This window comes from Leclercia adecarboxylata, from assembly GCF_006171285.1.
Taxonomy (GTDB): domain Bacteria; phylum Pseudomonadota; class Gammaproteobacteria; order Enterobacterales; family Enterobacteriaceae; genus Enterobacter; species Enterobacter barmai.
This window is the reverse complement of the sequence record NZ_CP040889.1, coordinates 149,859-171,245: the sequence shown is the minus strand read 5'-3', so window position 1 is coordinate 171,245 and position 21,387 is coordinate 149,859. Positions and strand designations below refer to the sequence as shown.

The 21,387-nt window shown below is 47.8% G+C and carries 20 protein-coding genes, 3 tRNA genes and 2 pseudogenes; 14 read left to right on the top strand and 11 right to left on the bottom strand.

Annotation, left to right across the window (positions count from 1 at the left end; all coding sequences use genetic code 11):
- Positions 1 to 22 precede the first annotated feature (22 nt).
- Entirely contained in the window at positions 23 to 247 is a 225-nt protein-coding gene (locus tag FHN83_RS02695; protein ID WP_039030890.1) for a DUF2594 family protein, read from the bottom strand.
- A gap of 472 nt (positions 248 to 719) precedes the next feature.
- Between FHN83_RS02695 and uvrY the strand changes: the two genes are divergently transcribed.
- The 6 genes from uvrY (at position 720) to FHN83_RS02665 (ending at position 4,262) form a co-directional block, all read left to right on the top strand.
- Positions 720 to 1,376: a UvrY/SirA/GacA family response regulator transcription factor gene (uvrY, locus tag FHN83_RS02690; protein ID WP_039030889.1), complete on the top strand. Its 657-nt coding sequence runs from the start codon at positions 720 to 722 to the stop codon at positions 1,374 to 1,376.
- Positions 1,373 to 3,205: an excinuclease ABC subunit UvrC gene (gene uvrC / locus FHN83_RS02685; protein WP_039030888.1), complete on the top strand. Its 1,833-nt coding sequence runs from the start codon at positions 1,373 to 1,375 to the stop codon at positions 3,203 to 3,205. Before uvrY ends, uvrC begins: the two co-directional genes overlap by 4 nt.
- A 56-nt stretch (positions 3,206 to 3,261) precedes the next feature.
- Entirely contained in the window at positions 3,262 to 3,810 is a 549-nt protein-coding gene (gene pgsA, locus FHN83_RS02680) for a CDP-diacylglycerol--glycerol-3-phosphate 3-phosphatidyltransferase (RefSeq protein WP_032612063.1), read from the top strand.
- Positions 3,811 to 3,962: 152 nt separating this feature from the next.
- Positions 3,963 to 4,038, top strand: a tRNA-Gly gene (locus FHN83_RS02675).
- 51 nt (positions 4,039 to 4,089) lie between these two features.
- Positions 4,090 to 4,163: transfer RNA gene (locus tag FHN83_RS02670), tRNA-Cys, on the top strand.
- Between the two features lie 12 nt (positions 4,164 to 4,175).
- Positions 4,176 to 4,262, top strand: a tRNA-Leu gene (locus FHN83_RS02665).
- Between the two features lie 241 nt (positions 4,263 to 4,503).
- Here FHN83_RS02665 and FHN83_RS02655 read toward each other — a convergent pair.
- A pseudogene (locus FHN83_RS02655) lies at positions 4,504 to 5,243 on the bottom strand (hypothetical protein).
- Between the two features lie 80 nt (positions 5,244 to 5,323).
- Between FHN83_RS02655 and FHN83_RS02650 the strand changes: the two are divergent.
- The 6 genes from FHN83_RS02650 (at position 5,324) to FHN83_RS02620 (ending at position 9,709) form a co-directional block, all read left to right on the top strand.
- A complete protein-coding gene (locus FHN83_RS02650; protein ID WP_139563175.1) occupies positions 5,324 to 6,526 on the top strand; it encodes a site-specific integrase in 1,203 nt (400 codons plus the stop codon).
- Between the two features lie 376 nt (positions 6,527 to 6,902).
- Entirely contained in the window at positions 6,903 to 7,274 is a 372-nt protein-coding gene (locus FHN83_RS02640) for a hypothetical protein (protein ID WP_226478923.1), read from the top strand.
- Between the two features lie 25 nt (positions 7,275 to 7,299).
- A complete protein-coding gene (locus tag FHN83_RS02635) occupies positions 7,300 to 7,830 on the top strand; it encodes a hypothetical protein (protein WP_139563174.1) in 531 nt (176 codons plus the stop codon).
- Positions 7,831 to 7,902: 72 nt separating this feature from the next.
- A complete protein-coding gene (locus tag FHN83_RS02630; RefSeq protein WP_139563173.1) occupies positions 7,903 to 8,337 on the top strand; it encodes a DUF2787 family protein in 435 nt (144 codons plus the stop codon).
- Between the two features lie 742 nt (positions 8,338 to 9,079).
- A complete protein-coding gene (locus FHN83_RS02625; protein ID WP_139563172.1) occupies positions 9,080 to 9,274 on the top strand; it encodes a hypothetical protein in 195 nt (64 codons plus the stop codon).
- A gap of 42 nt (positions 9,275 to 9,316) precedes the next feature.
- The gene (locus FHN83_RS02620) at positions 9,317 to 9,709 is read left to right on the top strand and encodes a hypothetical protein (RefSeq protein WP_139563171.1); all 393 of its coding nucleotides are present in this window, start codon (positions 9,317 to 9,319) and stop codon (positions 9,707 to 9,709) included.
- 49 nt (positions 9,710 to 9,758) lie between these two features.
- On the opposite strand, the gene FHN83_RS02615 is transcribed toward FHN83_RS02620, so the two are convergent.
- The 4 genes and pseudogenes from FHN83_RS02615 to FHN83_RS02600 form a co-directional block, all read right to left on the bottom strand.
- A complete protein-coding gene (locus tag FHN83_RS02615) occupies positions 9,759 to 10,649 on the bottom strand; it encodes a GTPase family protein (RefSeq protein WP_255296495.1) in 891 nt (296 codons plus the stop codon).
- A complete protein-coding gene (locus FHN83_RS02610; protein ID WP_139563170.1) occupies positions 10,639 to 11,046 on the bottom strand; it encodes a hypothetical protein in 408 nt (135 codons plus the stop codon). The genes FHN83_RS02615 and FHN83_RS02610 overlap by 11 nt, the downstream gene beginning before the upstream one ends.
- A complete protein-coding gene (locus FHN83_RS02605) occupies positions 11,039 to 11,965 on the bottom strand; it encodes a helix-turn-helix transcriptional regulator (protein ID WP_139563169.1) in 927 nt (308 codons plus the stop codon). The genes FHN83_RS02610 and FHN83_RS02605 overlap by 8 nt, the downstream gene beginning before the upstream one ends.
- A 257-nt stretch (positions 11,966 to 12,222) precedes the next feature.
- Positions 12,223 to 13,080 (bottom strand): annotated as a pseudogene (locus tag FHN83_RS02600) (hypothetical protein); the annotation flags it as partial.
- Positions 13,081 to 13,168: 88 nt separating this feature from the next.
- Between FHN83_RS02600 and FHN83_RS02595 the strand changes: the two are divergent.
- Positions 13,169 to 14,337, top strand: a protein-coding gene (locus tag FHN83_RS02595; RefSeq protein WP_139563168.1) for an IS3-like element ISEc52 family transposase whose coding sequence is annotated in 2 segments (ribosomal slippage) — positions 13,169 to 13,418 and positions 13,418 to 14,337 — 1,170 coding nt in all. Because the reading frame shifts where the segments join, the coding sequence is not laid out codon by codon here.
- Here the strand turns inward: FHN83_RS02595 and FHN83_RS28495 are convergent.
- The 5 genes from FHN83_RS28495 to FHN83_RS02570 all read right to left on the bottom strand — a co-directional run bounded on the left by FHN83_RS28495 (position 14,330) and on the right by FHN83_RS02570 (position 19,489).
- Complete coding sequence (locus FHN83_RS28495; protein ID WP_419146404.1) at positions 14,330 to 16,075, bottom strand: hypothetical protein; 1,746 nt, start codon at positions 16,073 to 16,075, stop codon at positions 14,330 to 14,332. The genes FHN83_RS02595 and FHN83_RS28495 overlap by 8 nt on opposite strands.
- Positions 16,076 to 16,133: 58 nt before the next feature.
- On the bottom strand, positions 16,134 to 16,736 hold the full coding sequence (locus tag FHN83_RS02585) for a hypothetical protein (protein WP_139563167.1): 603 nt from the start codon (positions 16,734 to 16,736) through the stop codon (positions 16,134 to 16,136).
- 31 nt (positions 16,737 to 16,767) lie between these two features.
- Positions 16,768 to 16,956, bottom strand: coding sequence for a helix-turn-helix transcriptional regulator (locus FHN83_RS02580; protein WP_139563166.1), 189 nt, complete (start codon positions 16,954 to 16,956; stop codon positions 16,768 to 16,770).
- Positions 16,957 to 17,092: 136 nt separating this feature from the next.
- Complete coding sequence (locus tag FHN83_RS02575) at positions 17,093 to 18,214, bottom strand: tyrosine-type recombinase/integrase (RefSeq protein ID WP_139563165.1); 1,122 nt, start codon at positions 18,212 to 18,214, stop codon at positions 17,093 to 17,095.
- A 147-nt stretch (positions 18,215 to 18,361) separates the two neighbouring features.
- On the bottom strand, positions 18,362 to 19,489 hold the full coding sequence (locus FHN83_RS02570; RefSeq protein WP_139563164.1) for a hypothetical protein: 1,128 nt from the start codon (positions 19,487 to 19,489) through the stop codon (positions 18,362 to 18,364).
- A 331-nt stretch (positions 19,490 to 19,820) separates the two neighbouring features.
- Between FHN83_RS02570 and FHN83_RS02565 the strand changes: the two genes are divergently transcribed.
- A complete protein-coding gene (locus tag FHN83_RS02565; protein WP_139563163.1) occupies positions 19,821 to 21,344 on the top strand; it encodes a type I restriction-modification system subunit M in 1,524 nt (507 codons plus the stop codon).
- Positions 21,345 to 21,387 lie beyond the last annotated feature (43 nt).

Genomic DNA, 21,387 nt, shown 5'->3' with positions numbered 1-21,387 from the left:
ATTGCTTTCAGCCGTTTTTGTTTTATTGACGGTAAGCTTGCTTGATTTGCTTAACGGTGCTGGAAAATACTTCAGCTTGAGATGAATCTTCCATCTGTGCAATCTGGCGTTCCATCTTAAGGATCACACGACCCGCGTCGGCCTGGCCCATTGCCTGGAGCATCAGGGTCAGCAGAGATTTTAGGCAGGAGACTTCCTGTGCCAGTTCTTGATTATTCTCAGCAGTGGCAAAATCAGGTGTGCTCATTTATTTTCCTCATCATAAAAACGGCGCTTAAGCGCAGAGATCAAAGTTCAAGGCGGCGGAGTATACCACAAGCCGTAAAAAAAAATGCAGTGGTTGTTTTTTGTACTTTTACCCGTCTTGTTTATTTAATTAAACCTTAGCCCCGACTAAACTTTTTGAGAGTGTCGACCGTGATTATTGTTTGGCTAAGGTAATGCAAACGTTAATTATTGTTACAAAATTATATGGGGTATTTTTACAGCGGAAAAATAGCCTTTAAATTTCGTCAATTTTTGAAAACATCTGACTTAAGAAAGAGGGTTGAGCCATACTGAGCAAGGCTTCTGTTTCCAGTTGATGTACAAGTTAATTTCCAAAAAAGAGAGCCTTATCGAAGGCATGCATTTTTTAACGTTTTCAGTTTGCGATAAAAAACGTTAATATGAGCCGAATTAACTGTCTGTAGCGTTATCCCTATTCTGGAGAATTTCCTTTGATCAACGTCCTTCTTGTTGATGACCACGAACTGGTGCGCGCAGGGATACGACGCATTCTTGAAGATATTAAAGGTATAAAAGTTGCTGGCGAGGCCTGCTGCGGTGAAGATGCCGTAAAATGGTGCCGGACGAATACTGCTGATGTCGTCCTGATGGACATGAACATGCCCGGTATCGGTGGCCTGGAAGCAACGCGTAAAATTGCGCGCGCCTGGGTTGATACCAAAGTGATCATGCTGACGGTTCACACTGAAAACCCCCTTCCTGCAAAAGTCATGCAGGCGGGCGCCGCGGGCTATCTGAGCAAAGGTGCCGCTCCGCAGGAAGTTGTCAACGCTATCCGGTCTGTCTATTCCGGACAGCGCTATATTGCTTCCGATATCGCGCAGCAAATGGCACTCAGCCAGATTGAGCCAGAAAAGACCGAATCACCGTTTGCCAGTTTGTCTGAGCGCGAATTGCAGATTATGCTGATGATTACCAAAGGCCAGAAGGTGAATGAGATCTCTGAGCAGCTTAATCTCAGCCCGAAAACGGTGAACAGCTACCGCTACCGAATGTTCAGTAAACTGAACATCCATGGCGATGTCGAACTCACTCACCTGGCCATCCGTCATGGTCTGTGCAATGCCGAGACCCTAATTAGTCAGTGAGTGAAGTGTTTGAATCCAGTGCTTTCCTGAAAACCGTCACCAGCCAGCCAGGCGTCTACCGGATGTACGACGCAGGCGGGACGGTTATCTATGTCGGAAAAGCGAAAGATCTTAAAAAGCGTCTTTCCAGCTACTTCCGCAGCAATCTTGCCTCCCGCAAAACAGAAGCGCTGGTCGCTCAGATCCAGCAGATTGACGTCACTGTGACCCACACAGAGACCGAAGCGCTGTTGCTGGAGCATAACTACATCAAGCTGTATCAGCCGCGTTACAACGTGCTGCTGCGCGATGATAAATCCTACCCGTTTATTTTCCTGAGTGGCGATACTCACCCGCGCCTCGCTAGCCATCGCGGGGCCAAGCACGCGAAAGGCGAGTACTTCGGCCCGTTCCCTAACGGCTACGCGGTGCGGGAAACCCTGGCGCTGCTGCAGAAGATCTTCCCGATTCGCCAGTGTGAAAACAGTGTTTATCGCAACCGCTCTCGCCCCTGCCTGCAGTATCAGATAGGTCGGTGCCTCGGGCCGTGCGTCGAAGGGCTGGTCAGCGAAGAGGAGTACGCTCAACAGGTGGAATATGTGCGCCTGTTCCTGGCCGGTAAAGACGACCAGGTGCTGAATCAGCTTATCGCCCGCATGGAGAAGGCCAGCCAGGCGCTGAACTTTGAAGAGGCGGCGCGGATCCGCGATCAGATCCAGGCCGTGCGACGGGTAACGGAAAAACAGTTCGTCTCCAATAACGGCGACGACCTGGACGTGATTGGCGTGTCGTTCGATGCGGGCATGGCCTGCGTGCATGTGCTGTTTATCCGTCAGGGTAAGGTGCTGGGCAGCCGCAGTTATTTCCCGAAAGTACCGGGTGGTACGGAGCTGGGCGAAGTGGTGGAGACCTTTGTCGGGCAGTTCTATCTCCAGGGCAGCCAGATGCGAACGGTGCCGTCTGAGATTCTGCTCGATTTTAATCTGAGCGATAAAACCCTGCTGGCAGATTCGCTGTCGGAGCTGGCCGGGCGTCGGGTAAACGTGCAGACCAAACCGCGCGGCGATCGTGCCCGCTACCTGAAGCTGGCGCGCACCAATGCCGCAACGGCGTTGACCACCAAGCTGTCGCAGCAGTCGACCGTTCATCAGCGTCTTGTTGCGCTGGCGACGGTGCTCAAACTGCCGGAAGTGAAACGCATGGAGTGTTTCGATATCAGCCACACGATGGGGGAGCAGACCGTGGCCTCCTGCGTGGTGTTCGACGCGAACGGCCCGCTGCGTGCGGAATACCGGCGCTACAACATTACTGATATCACCCCCGGGGATGATTACGCCGCCATGAATCAGGTGCTGCGCCGTCGCTACGGTAAAGCTATCGAAGGAAGTAAGATCCCGGACGTTATCCTGATTGACGGGGGTAAAGGCCAGCTCGCCCAGGCAAAATCGGTGTTTGCCGAACTGGACGTGACCTGGGACAAGCATCATCCGCTGTTGTTAGGCGTGGCAAAAGGTACCGATCGTAAAGCCGGGCTGGAAACCCTGTTCCTGGAGCCGGAAGGGGAGGGCTTTAGCCTGCCGCCGGACTCGCCTGCGTTACATGTGATCCAGCATATTCGCGATGAGTCACACGATCACGCTATTAGCGGCCACCGCAAAAAACGGGCAAAAGTGAAAAATACCAGCACGCTGGAGACGATCGAAGGGGTCGGGCCAAAACGTCGCCAGATGTTGCTGAAATATATGGGCGGTTTGCAAGGATTACTCAACGCCAGCGTCGAGGAAATTGCAAAAGTGCCAGGTATTTCGCAAGGGCTGGCAGAAAAGATCTACTACTCGTTGAAACATTGAGGGCTCTGTAGCAACATAGGGCTAATAATTACTGACAACAAACAGTTACCGTCACTATGCGATTAAATATCCCTACGTTGCTGACGCTCTTCCGCGTCGTGCTCATTCCTTTCTTTGTACTGGCGTTTTATCTGCCCTTTGTCTGGGCTCCTTTCGCATGTGCGCTTATCTTTTTTGTCGCGGCAGTGACTGACTGGTTTGACGGTTACCTCGCACGTCGCTGGAACCAGAGCACCCGTTTTGGCGCCTTCCTCGACCCGGTAGCAGACAAAGTCATGGTGGCCATCGCAATGGTGCTGGTGGTTGAGCACTATCACAGCTGGTGGGTCACCCTGCCTGCGGCGACCATGATTGCCCGTGAAATTATCATCTCTGCCCTGCGAGAGTGGATGGCGGAACTGGGTAAACGCAGCAGCGTGGCGGTCTCCTGGATTGGCAAGGTCAAAACTACCGCGCAGATGGCGGCACTGGTGTGGATGCTGTGGCGTCCAAACGAGTGGGTAGAGTGGGCTGGTATTGGCCTGTTTATGGTCGCCGCAGTGCTGACCCTGTGGTCAATGTTGCAATATTTGAACGCCGCACGGGGCGATTTGCTTGATCAGTGATCGTTTCGACGTAATTTTCAGCAAACGATCTGTTGGGGTGAAAATTAACGTTGACTCAAAACGTCAGGTAAGTAGAATGCAACGCATCGAACGACGGCACGGTCCGTTAGTCGATAGCAAAATCAAGTGATTAGCGTAATGACTTGATAAATGCGGGAATAGCTCAGTTGGTAGAGCACGACCTTGCCAAGGTCGGGGTCGCGAGTTCGAGTCTCGTTTCCCGCTCCAAATTTAAGACATACGCAATAGCGGGTGTCAGTCGCAAGACAAAAGATTTAAGGCGCGTTAGCAAAGCGGTTATGTAGCGGATTGCAAATCCGTCTAGTCCGGTTCGACTCCGGAACGCGCCTCCACTTTCTTCCCGAGGCCGGATGGTGGAATCGGTAGACACAAGGGATTTAAAATCCCTCGGCGTTCGCGCTGTGTGGGTTCAAGTCCCACTCCGGCTACCATGGGAAAAAGTAGAATAATCAAACCAATAAGCAGTGTCGTGAAACCACCTTCGGGTGGTTTTTTTGTGCATGCAATTCACGCCCTGTGCATATCCTGTGCTCACGGGGTGCAATGAGCTGCAATCTACAGCCTGGTAATGCCGAATTGAACGTGTCGCCTCCAGCATAGAGAACCAGGTTGCTTTGCCTGTTTTCCGGTACTCTTCCGGGAAGGGGGGCCTGCTGAGAAAACTGTAATGTTCTAGCCACCCTGAGTACAAGTTGCGTAATTCGCGCAATCACCTCTTCTCTGTACTTCTGGTGTCCGCGCATAGCCCTTGGATGAGCAATTCTGAAACAGATTGTATTATCTGTTTTGAACTCCCATAGCTTCCCCAAAATGACTGAAGAAGTCTCATTGCCGCCCAGTTCAGTAAGCAACTGTTTTATGATGTAGTCTGTTCTCCGTGCTCCGGATGCAAAGATGATGAAATCAGGCTCAAGGTTTTTAATTTGTACCGCCAGAAGTTTCAGCGAGGCTAATATGACTTCCTGCACTTCATTTTGAGGGCGATTGAGAGGGGTCAGTCCGTCGTAATCCCACGCCAGTAGATTGGCATACACGATAGCCTGAGGAGGAAAATTAAGCTCCCGGGCCAGTCGGAAATGATATTGCGTGAAGTGGCTACGTGATTTGAGGTTGGTGGTGCCTTCATTTTGTACCGGAAGATGATTCCTGTAACGAGCTACAGCCTCTTCAACCACCTGCCCGATGGTGACGTCAGGTATAAGTCCCAGCACCCGTGACATCGTATTCTTACCATTCAGCGTATTCCAGCCAGCGGTTTCACGTCCAACCAGCATGATTTTCACCGGTGAATGCAAGTATTCTTCAAAGGGTACAGGTAAAAAGACGCTTGAGTATTTATCCTCACTCAGGTTAAATGACCGGGCGTCAACCTCCTGTAATATCCGTTTGTACGCGTCTAATAGCTTTTCCATTCTCCAATCACGCCCCGTAATAAATACACCTTCAGATATATATTATTTTCATGATATCAGTAAGATACATGAGGATAATCATGCAGAAATCCTTCCGATTCACCAATTCATCCATCAAAGCCCTTCCGGCAAACACAGATACCCGATCTACAGAGCTTGAGGTGTCTGATACCGAAGTCATCGGCCTTAAATGTCTCTCAGGCCGAACAGGTAACAAACGTTTCCTCCTGCGCTACACATTCCACGGTACCAAAAAAAGTATCAGTATTGGCAGATTCCCTGAAATTGATGTGGGGACAGCTCGCCAGATAGCTCGCCGTCATAAGGAGGCGATTGCACTGGGAAATGACCCCAAGGCAGAGCGCGATAATTATCGTGCGATGCCAACGCTTAGTGAGTTTTTTCACCAGACCTATGTTCCGTTCATCAAGCGCCATAAAAAGTCCTGGCATAAGGATGTTCAGCGTTTCACGCAATACATTGAACCTCGTCTGGGGAAGATACGTTACTGTGACCTTCGGGCCCGGGAAATCCAGCAGGTGCTTTTCGACATGCTTGAAGGTCGTATTCACGGCCAGCAGTATGCACCGTCTACCTGTAACAGGGCACTGGCTATTCTGAAAACTATGGGGCGTTATGCGCTACGACAGGATGTCCTGGAGAAGAATGAAGCCGATAAGCTCCCTTTGCTGAAGGAGAATAATCAGCGGACGCGCTTTTTTGATGCCGATGAGATCAGAAGGATCCTCGACGCTGCGGTACGATACCCCAATAAGGCAGCCGGGGGACTGATAGCCATGCTGCTGTTAACCGGTACACGCAAATCAGAAATGCTGAACGTCATGTACAAACATATTGATCGGGATAACAGGTCGTTATTCATTCCTTATACTAAGAATGGTCGCAGCAGAACTGTGTATCTCAGTGATGTTGCATTATCCATTATTGATTCGATCCCACGGGCTGGCAGCAACCCCTATCTGTTTGCCGTAAAAGATAATGGAAAACCGATATCAGAACCCCGGTGGGCCTATGAAAAAATACTGACAGAGTGCGGGATAGATAAAAGTGAAGTCTGTTTCCACACTACGCGCCATTCCGTCGCATCATTACTTGTCTCCAGTGGTCAGTACAGTTTGTATGACGTTAAAGCCCAACTGGCCCATGCCAGCATTCAGAGTACTGAACGCTACGCAAAATTGACACCAGAGCGTATGCGTCAGACCGGGCAGGGCGTTACCGACCTTCTTTTGAACACCGTTACAACCGGTAAAGAACATTGATTTTAGCATCCCTAAAACGTGGAGAATGATTATGTCGTTAAAATGTCCTAAGTGCGGTAGCCGAAACACAGTGACAGAAACAGCCGGAAAGATAGCTGAGTTGACTCGCGATGATCGGTTCCTGACAACGTCTGCTGGTTATATCAGCCCGGAGCAATTATGTGAATTGCTCAAAAACATCATCACGGCAATAAAACGCCTCTTTGGATTTCTGGAGCAACGAGAAAGAAATAATGCACCAGTGCTGATCTGTAAATCGTGTGGATATTATGAAAGAATATAGATGACCTCGGAAGGAAATTTAAGATTCTTAACCCTGTCTATATAACCCCGATACTTAAGACGTATCGGGGTTTTTGTTTATGAGGATTATTCAATGAAATTTGTCTCGAGCTGGAAAGACCTGCCATCGCTCCTTCTTCCCGATTCGGTTATGACCGTCTTGAAAAAAGAACTGATAATTCCATTTGATGATGAATTCTCCGCAAGGGATTTCTGGGGTGAGGTTGGCGTAACATTAATGTACATTGAACCTCATGATGTTCCCGAAGATTTTAAACGGCACGTATTAGATGTAATTCATCATTTAATTGCAAACCCTGAGTTCGTGGTCCGTCTGACAGATGAATATTATTTGATGCTATCCATTACAGAAGATAACGGGAATGGTATTTATTTGTTATTTCACCCCAATTGTTCTCTTGTTGGGATTGATACATTAATGTCTATGGCGCAATTGCGTCTGTAAATCAGATTAAAATCAGGAGAAGAAAATGAGAAAATCAAAGGCAGTGAAAAACAATAATGAACACGATGAGCTGGCGTTAAATAATGATTTAAGTGATGTTGAAAAAGGTATCACTGAAGATGAGCGAATATTACCTGAAGAGAGTTATAAGCTGCTCATTGAATCAGGACAGGCGGAAAAAATTAGTCCTAAATCCAGTGGTATGCTGACATGGCAACTGGCAATGTCTGAAACGGATAATGAACTTTACCTGCGTCTCATGGCAAATGGTAGCGGAGGATTGTTCTCTAAAGACTGGATCGCACTTTCTAAGATTGAAAGTGTACTCGAAGTGCAACCGACAACGGGCTTCACATCTGGCGTATTCAGACCATTATTTAAAGGGGCTAGTGCCAATAATGCTGGTTTTCTGGCTGCTGTTCTGCGCTCGCCAGATATATGCCTGCTGGAGGCGCATCCGGAGAAATTATTTACGCATGTTTTATATGCCGACTGGCGGGTGCGCCTGAAAACACTCAGCAAAGTTGGGGATAGAGAAAACAACGCGGAGGATTAATTCTTTACCAGTACGTTCATACAACCAGAAACGGCTACTCACCACTGTTCATCTTCTTCAGGAAAATTCATTATGCAAACCCAGTATGTCTTAAAACAGGAAGGATTAACGCTGCCTGTCACTAAATTATTTCAGCAGCACATCGCTACGCTTCTGGCAGAACAATCTCAGCAAACATCGGTCAGGGCAGTGGTCATTAATTTTCGTAACCCGGACTACAGTGCAGAATCCGGGGGATTTCATCCGGTTGAAATGCGGTTCATCCGACAGGATAACGAATGGTATTTCGATTATGTCACAGACTTTAGTTACATGGGGCGAGTTTACCCGGAGCTGGAAAAGGAAATGGACTTTTGCTGGTCGGGTCATTACGTCTCCCATTATCTGATTGGAGATATTTCATTGGCATCTGAGAAGAATGAACTCTGGTCCCTGTGGGAGAGTAATTTTATGGAATATCTCTCTATGGGGATTTACCGGGTAACGGTAACTGTGGAAAGTTGTTGACCCGTTATGAACAGGAAGAAAGCGGGCGGCTTTGTAATCTTCTGCATGTGGCGTGCAACACAGCATGGTGATGATGTCTCTTTTTCCTGGCTGTTCGCATAAACATGTGCAGACACGGGGGATCTCAGATCCCTCGTGGTTTAGGCCCAAATGTCGCATTACTCAGTGACGGGGTGATAACGATGACTCCATTACCCCAACGGCAGTTTTACACCGCATAAATAACATCGATATTACAGTGTGTTAGGGTCGGTCTTGGCCGATGGACTGTTAAAACAAAACTATACAGGTACCTATGATGCGTCAGTCACGAGGCGAGAAGATCGCTGAAAGACTGGGGTGGATATTGCTCCAGCTCTATACCGGTAATTCCCTGTCGGTTAATGATATTTGCCAGCAGTTTTCTGTGTCCCGTCGAACAGGGCTACGGGACTTATTGAGAGTGGAAACAGTAACGGAAGTTATTTCCCCCGGGAAAGTGCGGTTGGCTCCTCTGATAAGAGAGCGAGTCAGGCAAGGAATATTCAAATAATTTTCTCTACATGGACATAACCTGTTCTCGCATCGCATTAGGCTCTACAATGAACCAAATAAATCACCTTAATTAAGGATATAAGATGAAAAGAAAGATAATAGCGACTCTGCTATTCACTGGTTTCTGTCACAGGCGTATGCCGGGCTTGTTCAGGTAAATAATCGTGTAGCCTGTTACCTTGCGATGGACAGTATAAACAGGCAACTAATGGAGTCAGATAAAAAAGTCACTACTTTAATTCATAAATATCTGGAGGGAGAACTGCAACATTATGGCGTTGACGAAGAATCGATTAATGAAAACACCATCGCCCTGGAGAATGAACTGCCTCGGGCATACCAGCAGGCAGCGTTTGCAGATAAGTGTGTGACATTTTACCGAAAACCATCAAACAGACAGTAGTGAGAACAGATAATCTTTCTCACCCAATTGGGTAATAATGATATGAAAAAGATAATTACCGCATGTATTGCGGCCATCGTGCCTGTCACCTCAATAGCCGCTTCTGTTTCACTTGATACAGCAGGACGATGTTATGAAGCAACTCGTCAGTCAACTCAAATGGCGATGTTACTGGATCCAAACGCAGCAGAATACAAAAATCTTAACAGTAATGCCAAAGAGCTATTTGGCACACTCTCCGGTGGCGTCGGTGAAAGGGACTCAAAGAAAATTCGGGATGCCTGGAAGGCCATTCTGGATAATGCCGGAATGGAAGGCCGCATGGCTAAATCTGATGGGTATCGGGAAATGAACAGATATCCCCAGGACGTCATTATGCAGGAGGCCAATAATTGTGTCCGCCTGGCAATTAAAGCAGGGCTGGTGAAATTATAATGATTAATGGGATATGAATATTACGGGAGCAGTTGCTCCCGTTATTTTTTTATCCAAAGATCCAGTTCCAGGCTTTCTTCAGCCCATTGACTACAGCTTTTTTGGCAGCTTTTACCACCGCGCGCAAAGGCGCTGGCAGGATACCAACAATAATATCATCAAGAACGCGATCAACGGTATCACCAAATCCTTCCGTTGCCTCTTCTGTAACTGTACGGGTTTTGTGCTCGTCTCTCACCTGAGAAGCGACGCCGCTTTGAGCGTGTTTTGGGAGCGCACGAACCATTGCCTCCACCAAATGGGTCACATTGTATCCCTCACTGGCGGCGACAGCGATCACCGGATGGTCAGTAAACCCAAATCGCTGTGTGATATACGCTTCTTTATCGAGGATATTTTGCATCTGGGATGGAGAAGGCCGGGCGTTGACAACATCCCATTCACGGAATGGCTCAATTTTGTCGACCTGATTGAGCACAAACAGTGTTTTAGCCTCACCGCCAGCAGGAGCCAGCACATTTTTGTAGAAATGTTCATCCGCAGAAAAGGCGCGGTCATCACCTTTAATCACCCAGAGAACCAGATCCAGTTGTGGTAACAGGTCGCGATAAAGTTGTTCATATTCAGCGTCACGCTCAGCATTTTCTCCCACACCCGGAATATCAATCAACCGCACTGAGCGTTTGCCAAACTGGATGCGCATTTCCTGCGTTTCACGGGTACAGGCCGCAACATCGCTGACTGCACAAATATCACCCTTAAAAATCGCATTACATAAGCTGGACTTCCCGGCTCCGGTCTTTCCCATAATGCCAATGACCGGCTCATAACTGATAACGTCATTGATGCGTCGGGCAATACTGTCCCTGATATTTTCAGGTAATATTTCAAGAGCATCCTTCACAGGATTTCGATTTTTAGTTTCTGTATTATTCATCATGAGCACCATTCTCCATTTTCGCTTTAATTAACGCACACTCGTAATAAGAAATAACTACTTTTAGCAAGGCATTCACTTTTTCCAGATCACGGGGTGCCGCGTAACCGACGATCCCTTTTTTCATAGGGTTGAAGCGTTCCTTGCGGGAAAGGTTCATTGCAGCCAGTTGATCATCAATACCGTGCATTAACAAATGACCGTCTTCACCAGCACTGAAGTGATTGCAAATCATCTCGGCATGTCGGAGAAGTTTTTCGGGAACCACATTGAATGGTGCGTCAAGCCAGGCTTTAAGATGCGCATTCTGTTCATTATCGTTGGCGTCAAGAAGACCGCTGAGTAAATCCGTTGCTATGGTTTCGAAAAAATTCTCGAGCGCTTTTTCTTCTTTATTCATTAGAGGTATCTCCGGTTGATTCTGTACTTTCATTCTGCTCGTATCGTTCCAGAGCAAGGCGTATGTCTTGCGTCACCTGATTACGAATCGATGCTGGTTTTAGAACTTCAACCTCGGGCATCCAGTATTTTATGAGAGGGATAATTTGGCCGAAGTGAGCCACCCGTGAAATCACGAGCAAATCACCGCTTGCGGAAGTGTGAATAATTTCCTGACTAGGCAACAGCGCACGGCGCAAGAACCATGGGGCTATACGTGCAGAAACTGACATCAGTACTTCAGTAAGCTCTGCGCCATACCAGATACTTTCCGCATTCTCGATTTGCAGATGAATCTCCGGCGACATGGTAAACGACACGTTACTGGGGAGAACCTTTTTCATGTCTGAAATGACGAAACTCTTCAGCACTCCTCCCTCAATCGCAGCGAGATACCAGATCCCTCTGTCACTGACGAGACGGTAGGGCTCAATGGTGCTGTAGCTTTTCGCTTTATATATGAAGCTAATTTTTTGACTGCCGCGAATCGCGTCTGACAATGTATTCAACGTAGACATAAAAAGCCCGCAATTTTCGTATGGACGTTGTTTGATCAGAAACGGATTATTTTCGGCATTGCCCAGCAATATGCCTAACAGACGGTCATCCCAGCGTGGAAATAACCCCTCAATACCCAGAATACGCGTAAAGCGGCGCAAGTCCGTATTGCTGCGCTGTCCCAGAACGCCAACGGGAAGGTGATATTTCTTACCACTGCGAAGAAGGTTGAGATAAGCCAACCGCTGCGTGAGGTCACGCCGGATGGTTTTATCACAGACATTAAATTCTTCAGCGAGCCCACTCACCGTGACCGATTCACCGTTGTTAAGGCGAGTCAGTATCAATCCAAGGCGATACCCAAGTTTGTCATGCTTATCCATTCAGGCATCCAATCAATTGAAGCTGGAAGGATATTTTCAGTAGGGTGCTGGACAAGATGAGTCCAGGTTGAAAGGGAATTTCTAAAAAATAAAATCCTTAAAATACAGTGGTATATTTTCAATGCAGTCTTTGTGGACTCAACCTGTCCTGAATGTGGGGGGAAGCGGCTTTATTACAGGAGTTTCATTATCTACCAGGCAGTAAAGCCCACGACAGGGAGCGTGGGCTCAGCAAACAGATATTCAGCGTCAAGGATTTACAACACTGCCGAGGGCAATACGAAGCCAGGATATTTCAGCTTTATATGGTCCATCAGGCGAGTCATTCGGGGAGTCACAGGATCAAAGATAATGGGTGGGAGCTTAGCCCGACCTGCATTTTTTACATCGCTGGGTGTCACAGAGTAGCCTGCCTCGACCAGCCATGCAGCTATCTCCACACTGGTTTGTCGCTTTCTGTCGTCCGGCGTGAGCCCCCATTGATGTTGAGCCAGGGCCCGCAGGAAAAGGCGAACAAGGACATCATCGCTTCGATTTTGTCCTACTTTTAGTTTCAGTGGGGTAAAAACGTTTCTGCAATAGAGGAAATCACACCAGTCTTCCCAGTCGGCTTCATCTTTCAAAGCATGTGTCTGCCGCCAGTCATCGAATAGCTGGCGTTGCTTAAGTGCCTGTGACATATCATCCCACGGACGGGAATGCATTAACAAATGCCCTTCATTCATAGTGGGTGTTATCAATTGGCGTTTGAAGTCGAATTCCAGGTTTAACCTGATCTCGGACTCAACAGCGACCAGATCGCTTTCATTCAACCACATATCACGGGTTGAAATGAGAGACCCTCTGCGTAGTTTCTGACCCGGAGCCCTGTTTATATAGAGGTCTACCATATAGCGGTTATAGTCGTCGCGTGGAATATCGACAGGTGGTTTAACACCTGCGCGAGCATGGACGATAGGGTAACCCTCTGATGCTTTATAGGTTAACTGTCCCCGGGTTTTCATGGCGACAAGCTGCCGGACCTGATGTTTACAGGTCAGCATGGACGAACCCGGATCCGCAATGTCGCATAACGTCTGAAAACGTGAGGATAGTGGACCAGACATATCGATATTCTCGAGAGAGGCATCTTGAAGTGGTTTACTGAATTTGGCCACCTGAACAGAGGTGATATGCTCACCTCAGAACAACACAGGTGCCATAATGAAAAAAAGAAATTTCAGCGCAGAGTTTAAACTCGAATCCGCTCAACTGGTCGTTGACCAGAATTACACCGTGGCAGATGCAGCCAGCGCTATGGATGTCGGCCTTTCCACAATGACGCGATGGGTGAAACAATTACGTGATGAGCGGCAGGGAAAAACACCAAAAGCCTCCCCCATTACCCCGGAACAAATTGAAATCCGTGAGCTCAGGAAAAAGCTACAACGTATTGAAATGGAAAATGAAATATTAAAAAAGGCTACCGCGCTCTTGATGTCAGACTCCCTGAACAGTTCTCGATAATCGGGAAACTCAGGGCGCGTTATCCTGTGGCCACTCTCTGCCATGTGTTCGGGGTCCATCGCAGCAGCTACAAATACTGGAAAAACCGTCCTGAAAAGCCAGACGGCAGACGGGCTGTATTACGCAGCCAGGTACTTGAACTGCATGGCATCAGCCACGGCTCTGCCGGAGCAAGAAGCATCGCCACAATGGCAACCCAGAGAGGCTACCAGATGGGGCGCTGGCTTGCTGGCAGACTCATGAAAGAGCTGGGGCTGGTCAGTTGCCAGCAGCCGACTCACCGGTATAAGCGTGGCGGTCATGAGCACGTTGCTATCCCGAATCATCTTGAGCGACAGTTCGCCGTAACGGAACCAAATCAGGTGTGGTGCGGTGATGTGACCTATATCTGGACGGGTAAGCGCTGGGCGTACCTCGCCGTTGTTCTCGACCTGTTCGCAAGAAAACCAGTGGGCTGGGCCATGTCGTTCTCGCCGGACAGCAGGCTTACCATGAAAGCACTGGAAATGGCATGGGAAACCCGTGGTAAGCCCGTCGGGGTGATGTTCCACAGCGATCAAGGCAGTCATTATACGAGCAGGCAGTTCCGGCAGTTACTGTGGCGATACCGGATCAGGCAGAGTATGAGTCGGCGTGGAAACTGCTGGGATAACAGCCCAATGGAGCGCTTCTTCAGGAGTCTGAAGAACGAATGGGTGCCAGCGACGGGCTATGTAAGCTTCAGCGATGCAGCTCACGCAATAACGGACTATATCGTTGGATATTACAGCGCACTAAGACCGCACGAATATAATGGTGGGTTACCACCAAACGAATCAGAAAACCGATACTGGAAAAACTCTAACGCGGTGGCCAGTTTTAGTTGACCACAACATCTGTCAGAAAACCATCGGTAGTCACACTGACCACGGTTGCATTTGTCGGGAGTGCGTTCATCAGCTCTCCTACCACAGCGCGAACAAATCCTGTGACATGTGCTGCAAAGAATGGCTGGGTGACTGCGGATGGTGGTAAGGGGCTATTCAGTCCACGGGCAGTATCAAACGCAGTCTTCGCGTGAAGACCCTGAGCGAGTTTTCCATACAGTGAATTACCGATTTCTTTCCAGAACTTCTCCTCCAGAGAGCCTTTATCATGATGATTACGGTTTTCACGGACCTGCTGCACAAAAGGTAAAAACACCGAGCATTCCTGTTTTCGTAGATTTGTAGCATCATGCGGTTCATCCATGCGCCATGGAACGATGATGCCTTGCTGAATTGTAATTTCTGCACCCAGTGACAAAGCTAGGGCAATTTCAGGTGCTGTAGCCCACGATTCACCAGCTAGCGGGAAAAATAGGCCAAACTGCTCGGTTCTGACAGGCAGGCAGGGAAACCGTACTGAGTCCGGAAATTGAAAACTGACAAGTGCAAATCCCATGACATGACCGCAATAATCTTCAGGATTGCGGCTATGGAAAATATTATCGTAATCAGGCTGCAAAATATCCAACAGCCCAGTAGTGTAAGCACCTGCTAAATCGTAGTCATACCATTCCCTTTCCGGGGTAATGCCCATCATGTAGCATTCGTTACGACCGCCGTGATAGCAGTTTATCGGGAAGGTTTCATAGAGTTCTCTCGCAGGTATACTCTGCCTTGTCTTCACCGTTCTGAACCCCTGTGTATCGGGATTCCAGCACTGTTTCGATACCGTGCGGGTGCCCATGCAAATTTCAGAAGATATGCCGCTTTCATCAATGGTCTTAAGAAACCGGGAAACAGCCATAGCACCAATCGTAGTGGGGACGCGCTCAATCATCAGACTTTCAGTGCAGAACGATTTCACCTGTAAGGCATAGCGCACGGCAATTTCGGCATCACGAACTGCATAAGCTTCGAAACCGCGTCGATCGCCTTTTAAATACTGGCGCATATCGTTGATTGAATAAGGGGCTGGAACGGTTAGTTTCGGCAGACCAAGTAATTGGCCACATTCCGCCAGCCCCATCCCACCCGGAGTGATCAACAACGTATCGGTGAACGTCACATTGCTACAACGGGGCGGGCTGGTCCGTTTATCAAACGTGATGAGGCTATTTTTTTCACGACGATTTTCGACTTGATCAAAATCAATACCGTAGCGGTTTTTAAAACTGCTAACTGTACTGCGAATTCCTTTCAGCAATATTTTGTGATCGCTCCAGAAATCGGCAAACGAGGCAACATCAGCCCGCAGGAAATGAGCATACAGCGTAATCGAACCCGGCCATTCGGTAATCTGATCATTCTTTAATAGCAGCGTCAGAGTTTGCGCGAGAAAGTTTTTCAGGGAGAGGCGATCTTTTTTGTGTGCGCTGGCGGGGTACAGGATACCAGGAATGCCCGTTCCATCAGGCAGCACGACATAGCTTTGATAAGACAGAATGTCGTTTTGCTTTGTCTGTGGGTTATAAACATATTCAGTATCAAAGCCGATATCAAGATGTAGCTCGCTGCTGACGTCCAGTCGATTTTTTGATTTTTGCGGTATTAACGGAAAGTTATCAAGCGTTTTAGCAGAGTGGGCGACAGGTTGCGTCACTCCCGCCGCATCTGCGAGCAGTGCATTCATGTCAAACATAAGTGTTTTCTTATTCAGGTGAGCGGTGTCAATATCGACACCGCTAATTAAGGGGAAATCAGGCAAGGGCTGTACGAATCTCAGCAAACAGTTGCTCTTTTAGAGCATCGTCTTTCGTTGCTACGAAAGATACGAAGTTATCGTTGACTTTAATGACGACGCCATTCGGGGTCTTTTCTACCATCGGCAAGAGTCGCGATGAAAGCAGGCAATTGGCATGTAACCAGCGAAAGTGCATCGCTTCATATGCGCGACCACCAAGAGTGGTAGCCAGTTCCTGAAATGCTTCATCAAGAGTGTCAGGTTTCGCTGATTCACTGATGAGTGTTCCGCCATAACGGTTAGTGAGCATGAGGATAGCCTGCTCGTCGTTCTGGAACAGGCTGATGCCGTAGACGAACTTGAGTCGGGCAATACAGTTATTACCCCGGTAGACAGCCTCTTCAGACAGGTTACTTTCGAAGATGCTGGCATAGGTGTTAAAAACAGTTTTCGCTGTGTCATCCGTATCAAAAGACTCGGTGTGCAGCAGGCGGCACGCCCGACTAATAAAATTCAGGCGGTTTTCAACGAGACTGATGCTGATGACATCAGAGACCGGGATGATCTTATCGCTTGAGTTCACCAGGTAATCAGAGCTGAGTGTTGTTGCGGTTGTCATGATTTCTTCGCCTTATCAGAAATTAATGTGATTAACGTGGAATTTGGATGTTCGTGAGTTGCTGCTTTTCCCAGGCTTCCACCTCAGCCACTGGAAAACGGATCGCACGTCCCAGCCGGATGAACGGAGGGAGCTTGGCCGGGTTACGGGTGATATCGCTGGCAATGCTGCTGGGTGAAACGCCCCAGCGGAGAGCAAGCTGTTTGCTATTTATGTACATATCAGGGCTCCTCTGAGCTAAAAGTCGTTAGGGTTTTATCAGTCACTGCCGGGCCCTGCAGTGGTGTGCTCTAACCATACGAGCCGCGCAGTTTGATGACACGCCAAAAAACTCACAGCTCATTCAGTCAGTTTTTTTATTTATATGCATCAACAACTTGTGTTACGACCGCCTGAGAGTCCGCTGCATTATGAAATGCATAGCGGCGGGTCGCAGTGAGTGAATGGTGATTCAGTAAACGGGAAGCCATGGCGATATCGCTGGTTGCCTGTAGCACACGGGTGGCAAACGTCCGGCGAAGGTCATGCATGCGCAGGTTTTCTATATGGGCGTCCCGACAGATACGGGCAAAGGTTTCACGCGGATAGCTCAACTTGCGAGTCGTGTCGGTAATGCGTGGGAAAATCCAGGTCGTGCTGAGTGCCAGTTGTGCCTGTCGCTGAATAATAGCCACTGCGGGATTTGCAAGCGGGCAGGTGAATGGGTGCCCTGATTTCGTATCCGGGAGAAGCAATTGCTGTTCATCAGGATGCCAGTATTCCCATTTCAGGGTACAAACTTCGCCAATGCGCATACCGGTATAGAGTGCGAGCAATATGGCATCAGCAGCGGGCGTATTCAGTGCTTCAGCGGCAGCAATAAATAATGGGATTTCAGTGACAGAGAGGGTGCGATACCGGACGTTGTTCTCTTTCAGATAACGAACGTGGGTCATGGGGGAATGGTTTATCCATTCAGCACGTACGGCCAGAGAGCATATCTTGGAAAGCAGTGCCAGAAGGCGGTTTATGGTTGCCGGGCGTAATGTCGAACGCAGGTCAGCCGCGAATTTTTCGATTTCACCGGCAGTAATATCGCGCAGGCGACGCTGTCCCCAGAAGGGGCGGATATAGCGATGGAGTTTTGAGAGCTCAGACTGTGGGCTTTTTTTATATAACCGCATGTCAGGTAGCCACAAGTCGTTGATAGCCTGCTCGACGGTATATCGGCGGGATTGTATGGCAAGGCGTTTTTTATTGCCAAGAAGAATTATGGTGTGCAGGCGGGCATCTTCCACACCGAGAAGTGGAAAAGAGCCCAGTGTTTCATAAATGCGCTGATTGTTGATGGTCGCCCGAAACGCCAGCGTGATTTGATTGGGATAGACCAGCGCCCTCAGATGGGGGCAGTGAATATCACGGTATTCCTGACAACCAGTCGTCGGATGCGGCAGTTGCTGAAGTGATTTAGTGCTGAAACGCAGATCAATAATGGACATCGTAGTTCTCCTGTGAATGTGTGCCAGGAAAAATACGATGTCAGGGGAGCTAATTACGAGTTGTCGTTTTCACAGTTCATCATTTCAATTTAAAACTGAGCTTTTTATCTACAGAGGCCATTCTCTGTGGGTTGTGACGCTATGAGTTTATATAGTCTGAGCAAGTGATAGTAATCGGGTGACATATTCCTCTTTGCTGAGACGACCTACATCGTTAATCTGTGAACTTAGTCCCAGTGCTGTCGATTTTAGATCTAACAATCCCTTAACAGTTTTACTCTTACCTTCAAGGAAAAGGATGATTTCTTTGGCTGTGGGTTTCCATTTGGGAAATAAAAGTAGTGCAATGTAAATATAGGTCTTGTGTAAAATCTGGTTTATGTTTTTTTGTATTCCTGTCATGTTTTCTTTGTTGCGGGGAATGGTTTCATCAATAACAAATCGGTCGGGGCTGGTTAATGTAATTGCATCGTCTTTTTCATTAACAAAGTGTTGCATGACCTCATGGGGTAACATTGCAAGAGTAATCAATTGAAACATGGCGGGGTGGTTGAGGTAATTATCTTTGATAAGCCCGGAGTTTTTCATCTTGTCTAATATTTGCAATAAAAAGTGAAAATAAAATTCATCACAAAATCTTGCAAAGAAAAGGAGGGCGGTGTCCTGGGCTTCCAGATTTGAAACTTTCGGGAGTGAATTAGTGAAATCCGATGATTTGATATAGGTTACGATTCTTCTGTGGGCAATTTTGAGTGCTGTATTATGAATGGATATTGAAAACTTACCATTCCGGATGTAGGGTTTGTTATTTTGATATGTATTTTCATCCGCAAGTGTATCAAGAATATTTAGTAATGTGAGAATCGGATGTGTCGGGTCTTTGGATGCCTTATCAATAAATACCTCCAGGAATTCGTCAATTTCCTTTAGGGTTTTAGCTGGGATTTTATTTTGTTTAATCGATTTACGGCCATAGATATTAATAGCCAATGTCTCGAACTCCTTGCGTTGTAGCGCACACCATTTCTCAAGGTAATCGGTATGCTGAAAAAAATTAATCTGATTGGACATTAATGCGGATGGCGAGAATATCTCGATAGAGGATAATGACGGGCGCATCTTACGCGTTCCATCCGGTTGTTCTTGTGTCATCAGGTGTAGTAAATCATCCTCAGTGAAAATTTCGGATAATTTGTCAATATCATTCTGATATTTAGCGAGAAGGTTAGCGTTTTTTTGTTCTCGTTTAGGGTGTTCAAGAAAGTTTTCAAACATAATGTGCCCCGTTTATTTAGGTCAGATACCCTTTTACTGATGAAGGTTTGCAAGGTAGTGCTTTGATTACAAGAGCATGAGTAGGCTATTTACCCCAACGGCAGTTTTACACCATAGCTTACATTGAGTCTATCCTGCTAATATCATTAGAATTTATTAACTTGTAAACATGAGGGGATTAGTAAGTCATCTGTCGGTATCAGGTGGACAATTCCCGTAAAGATACTGTGATTCAGGTGTGTCCAGGGGCGTTTCTTGAGGTATCATTTACCACAATTTTTTACGATGCAAAGCCCTGCATCGCTAGCTTTTCTTCATACCAGGATGATTCATGAACGACAAAATCAGTCAGGACACGATCAACAAGGCCCTGTGGGCCGCGTGCGATACGTTCCGTGGCACCATCAGTGCTGATACTTACAAAGACTTTATCCTTACCATGCTGTTCCTCAAGTACATTTCGGATGTCTGGCAGGATCACTATGACGAATACAAAGAACAGTATGGCGATGCGCCGGAGCTGATTGAAGCGATGATGGCTAACGAGCGTTTTGTGCTGCCAAAAAGTGCCAGCTTTTATGCGCTGTATGAACGTCGTCATGAGCCGGGTAACGGTGAGCGTATCGATCAGGCGCTGCATGCAATCGAAGAAGCCAACGGCACTAAACTGAAAGATGCCGGGAAAAGCGTGTTCCAGGATATTTCGTTTAACACCGACCGTCTGGGTGAAGAAAAACAGAAGAACACCATCCTGCGCCAGCTGCTGGAAGACTTTGCCGGTGAAGATCTTAACCTCAAGCCAAGCCGTGTAGGTAAGCTGGACGTCATCGGTAATGCCTATGAATATCTGATTAAAAACTTTGCCGCCAGCGGTGGGCAGAAAGCCGGGGAATTCTATACCCCGCCGGAAGTCTCGGACCTGATTGCTGAACTGCTTGATCCGCAACCGGGTGATACCATTTGTGATCCGGCCTGTGGTTCTGGTTCGTTGTTAATGAAGTGCGGGCGTAAGATTGTCTCCGGGCATGACAGCCGTAACTATGCTTTGTTCGGTCAGGAAGCGATTGGCTCCACGTGGTCGCTGGCGAAAATGAACATGTTCCTGCATGGCGAAGACAACCACAAAATCGAGTGGGGCGATACCATTCGTAACCCGAAGCTGCTCGATAAAAATGGCGACCTGATGCTGTTTGATATCGTGACCGCAAACCCACCGTTCAGCCTGGATAAGTGGGGTCATGACGAGGCCGAGAATGATAAGTTTGGTCGTTTCCGTCGCGGTGTACCGCCGAAGACTAAAGGAGATTACGCCTTTATCTCACACATGATAGAAACCCTGAAACCGGGAACGGGTCGGATGGGCGTGGTGGTACCACACGGTGTGCTGTTCCGTGGCTCCAGCGAAGGCAAAATTAGGCAGAAACTGATTGATGAAAATCTGCTGGATGCGGTGATTGGTCTACCAGAGAAATTGTTCTACGGTACGGGGATTCCGGCTGCGATTCTGATTTTCAAAAAGCAGAAAGTAGATGATAAGGTGCTGTTTATCGATGCCAGCCGCGAATTCAAGGCAGGTAAAAACCAGAATCAGCTCAGCGAAGAAAACATTGAGAAAATCGTCAAGACCTACCGTGATGGCGATAACGTCGAGAAATACGCCTATCTCGCCAGCCTGAAGGAGATTCAGGACAACGACTATAACCTCAATATCCCTCGTTATGTCGATACCTTTGAGGAAGAGGACGAGATTGATATACGTGCCGTACATGCCGAACGTGAGCAATTGAAAGTGGAACTGGCTAAGCTGGAAACTGAGATGGCGGGTTATCTGAGGGAGTTAGGTTATGGTGCCTAAGGGGTGGAGTGAAAGTTATCTTGGTGAAGTGGTTACATATAAA

Bases quoted from the DNA above. Each gene is read 5' to 3' on its own strand.
- FHN83_RS02635 (WP_139563174.1), top strand. From the start codon at position 7,300: ATGAGAAAATCAAAGGCAGTGAAAAACAATAATGAACACGATGAGCTG.
- FHN83_RS02585 (WP_139563167.1), bottom strand. From the start codon at position 16,736: ATGACAACCGCAACAACACTCAGCTCTGATTACCTGGTGAACTCAAGC.
- FHN83_RS02620 (WP_139563171.1), top strand. From the start codon at position 9,317: ATGAAAAAGATAATTACCGCATGTATTGCGGCCATCGTGCCTGTCACC.
- FHN83_RS02580 (WP_139563166.1), bottom strand. From the start codon at position 16,956: ATGTACATAAATAGCAAACAGCTTGCTCTCCGCTGGGGCGTTTCACCC.
- FHN83_RS02605 (WP_139563169.1), bottom strand. From the start codon at position 11,965: ATGGATAAGCATGACAAACTTGGGTATCGCCTTGGATTGATACTGACT.
- FHN83_RS02570 (WP_139563164.1), bottom strand. From the start codon at position 19,489: ATGTTTGAAAACTTTCTTGAACACCCTAAACGAGAACAAAAAAACGCT.
- FHN83_RS02625 (WP_139563172.1), top strand. From the start codon at position 9,080: ATGGAGTCAGATAAAAAAGTCACTACTTTAATTCATAAATATCTGGAG.
- pgsA (WP_032612063.1), top strand. From the start codon at position 3,262: ATGCGATTAAATATCCCTACGTTGCTGACGCTCTTCCGCGTCGTGCTC.
- FHN83_RS02630 (WP_139563173.1), top strand. From the start codon at position 7,903: ATGCAAACCCAGTATGTCTTAAAACAGGAAGGATTAACGCTGCCTGTC.
- FHN83_RS28495 (WP_419146404.1), bottom strand. From the start codon at position 16,075: ATGTTTGACATGAATGCACTGCTCGCAGATGCGGCGGGAGTGACGCAA.
- FHN83_RS02640 (WP_226478923.1), top strand. From the start codon at position 6,903: ATGAAATTTGTCTCGAGCTGGAAAGACCTGCCATCGCTCCTTCTTCCC.
- FHN83_RS02615 (WP_255296495.1), bottom strand. From the start codon at position 10,649: ATGATGAATAATACAGAAACTAAAAATCGAAATCCTGTGAAGGATGCT.
- FHN83_RS02695 (WP_039030890.1), bottom strand. From the start codon at position 247: ATGAGCACACCTGATTTTGCCACTGCTGAGAATAATCAAGAACTGGCA.
- FHN83_RS02610 (WP_139563170.1), bottom strand. From the start codon at position 11,046: ATGAATAAAGAAGAAAAAGCGCTCGAGAATTTTTTCGAAACCATAGCA.
- FHN83_RS02650 (WP_139563175.1), top strand. From the start codon at position 5,324: ATGCAGAAATCCTTCCGATTCACCAATTCATCCATCAAAGCCCTTCCG.
- FHN83_RS02575 (WP_139563165.1), bottom strand. From the start codon at position 18,214: ATGTCCATTATTGATCTGCGTTTCAGCACTAAATCACTTCAGCAACTG.
- FHN83_RS02565 (WP_139563163.1), top strand. From the start codon at position 19,821: ATGAACGACAAAATCAGTCAGGACACGATCAACAAGGCCCTGTGGGCC.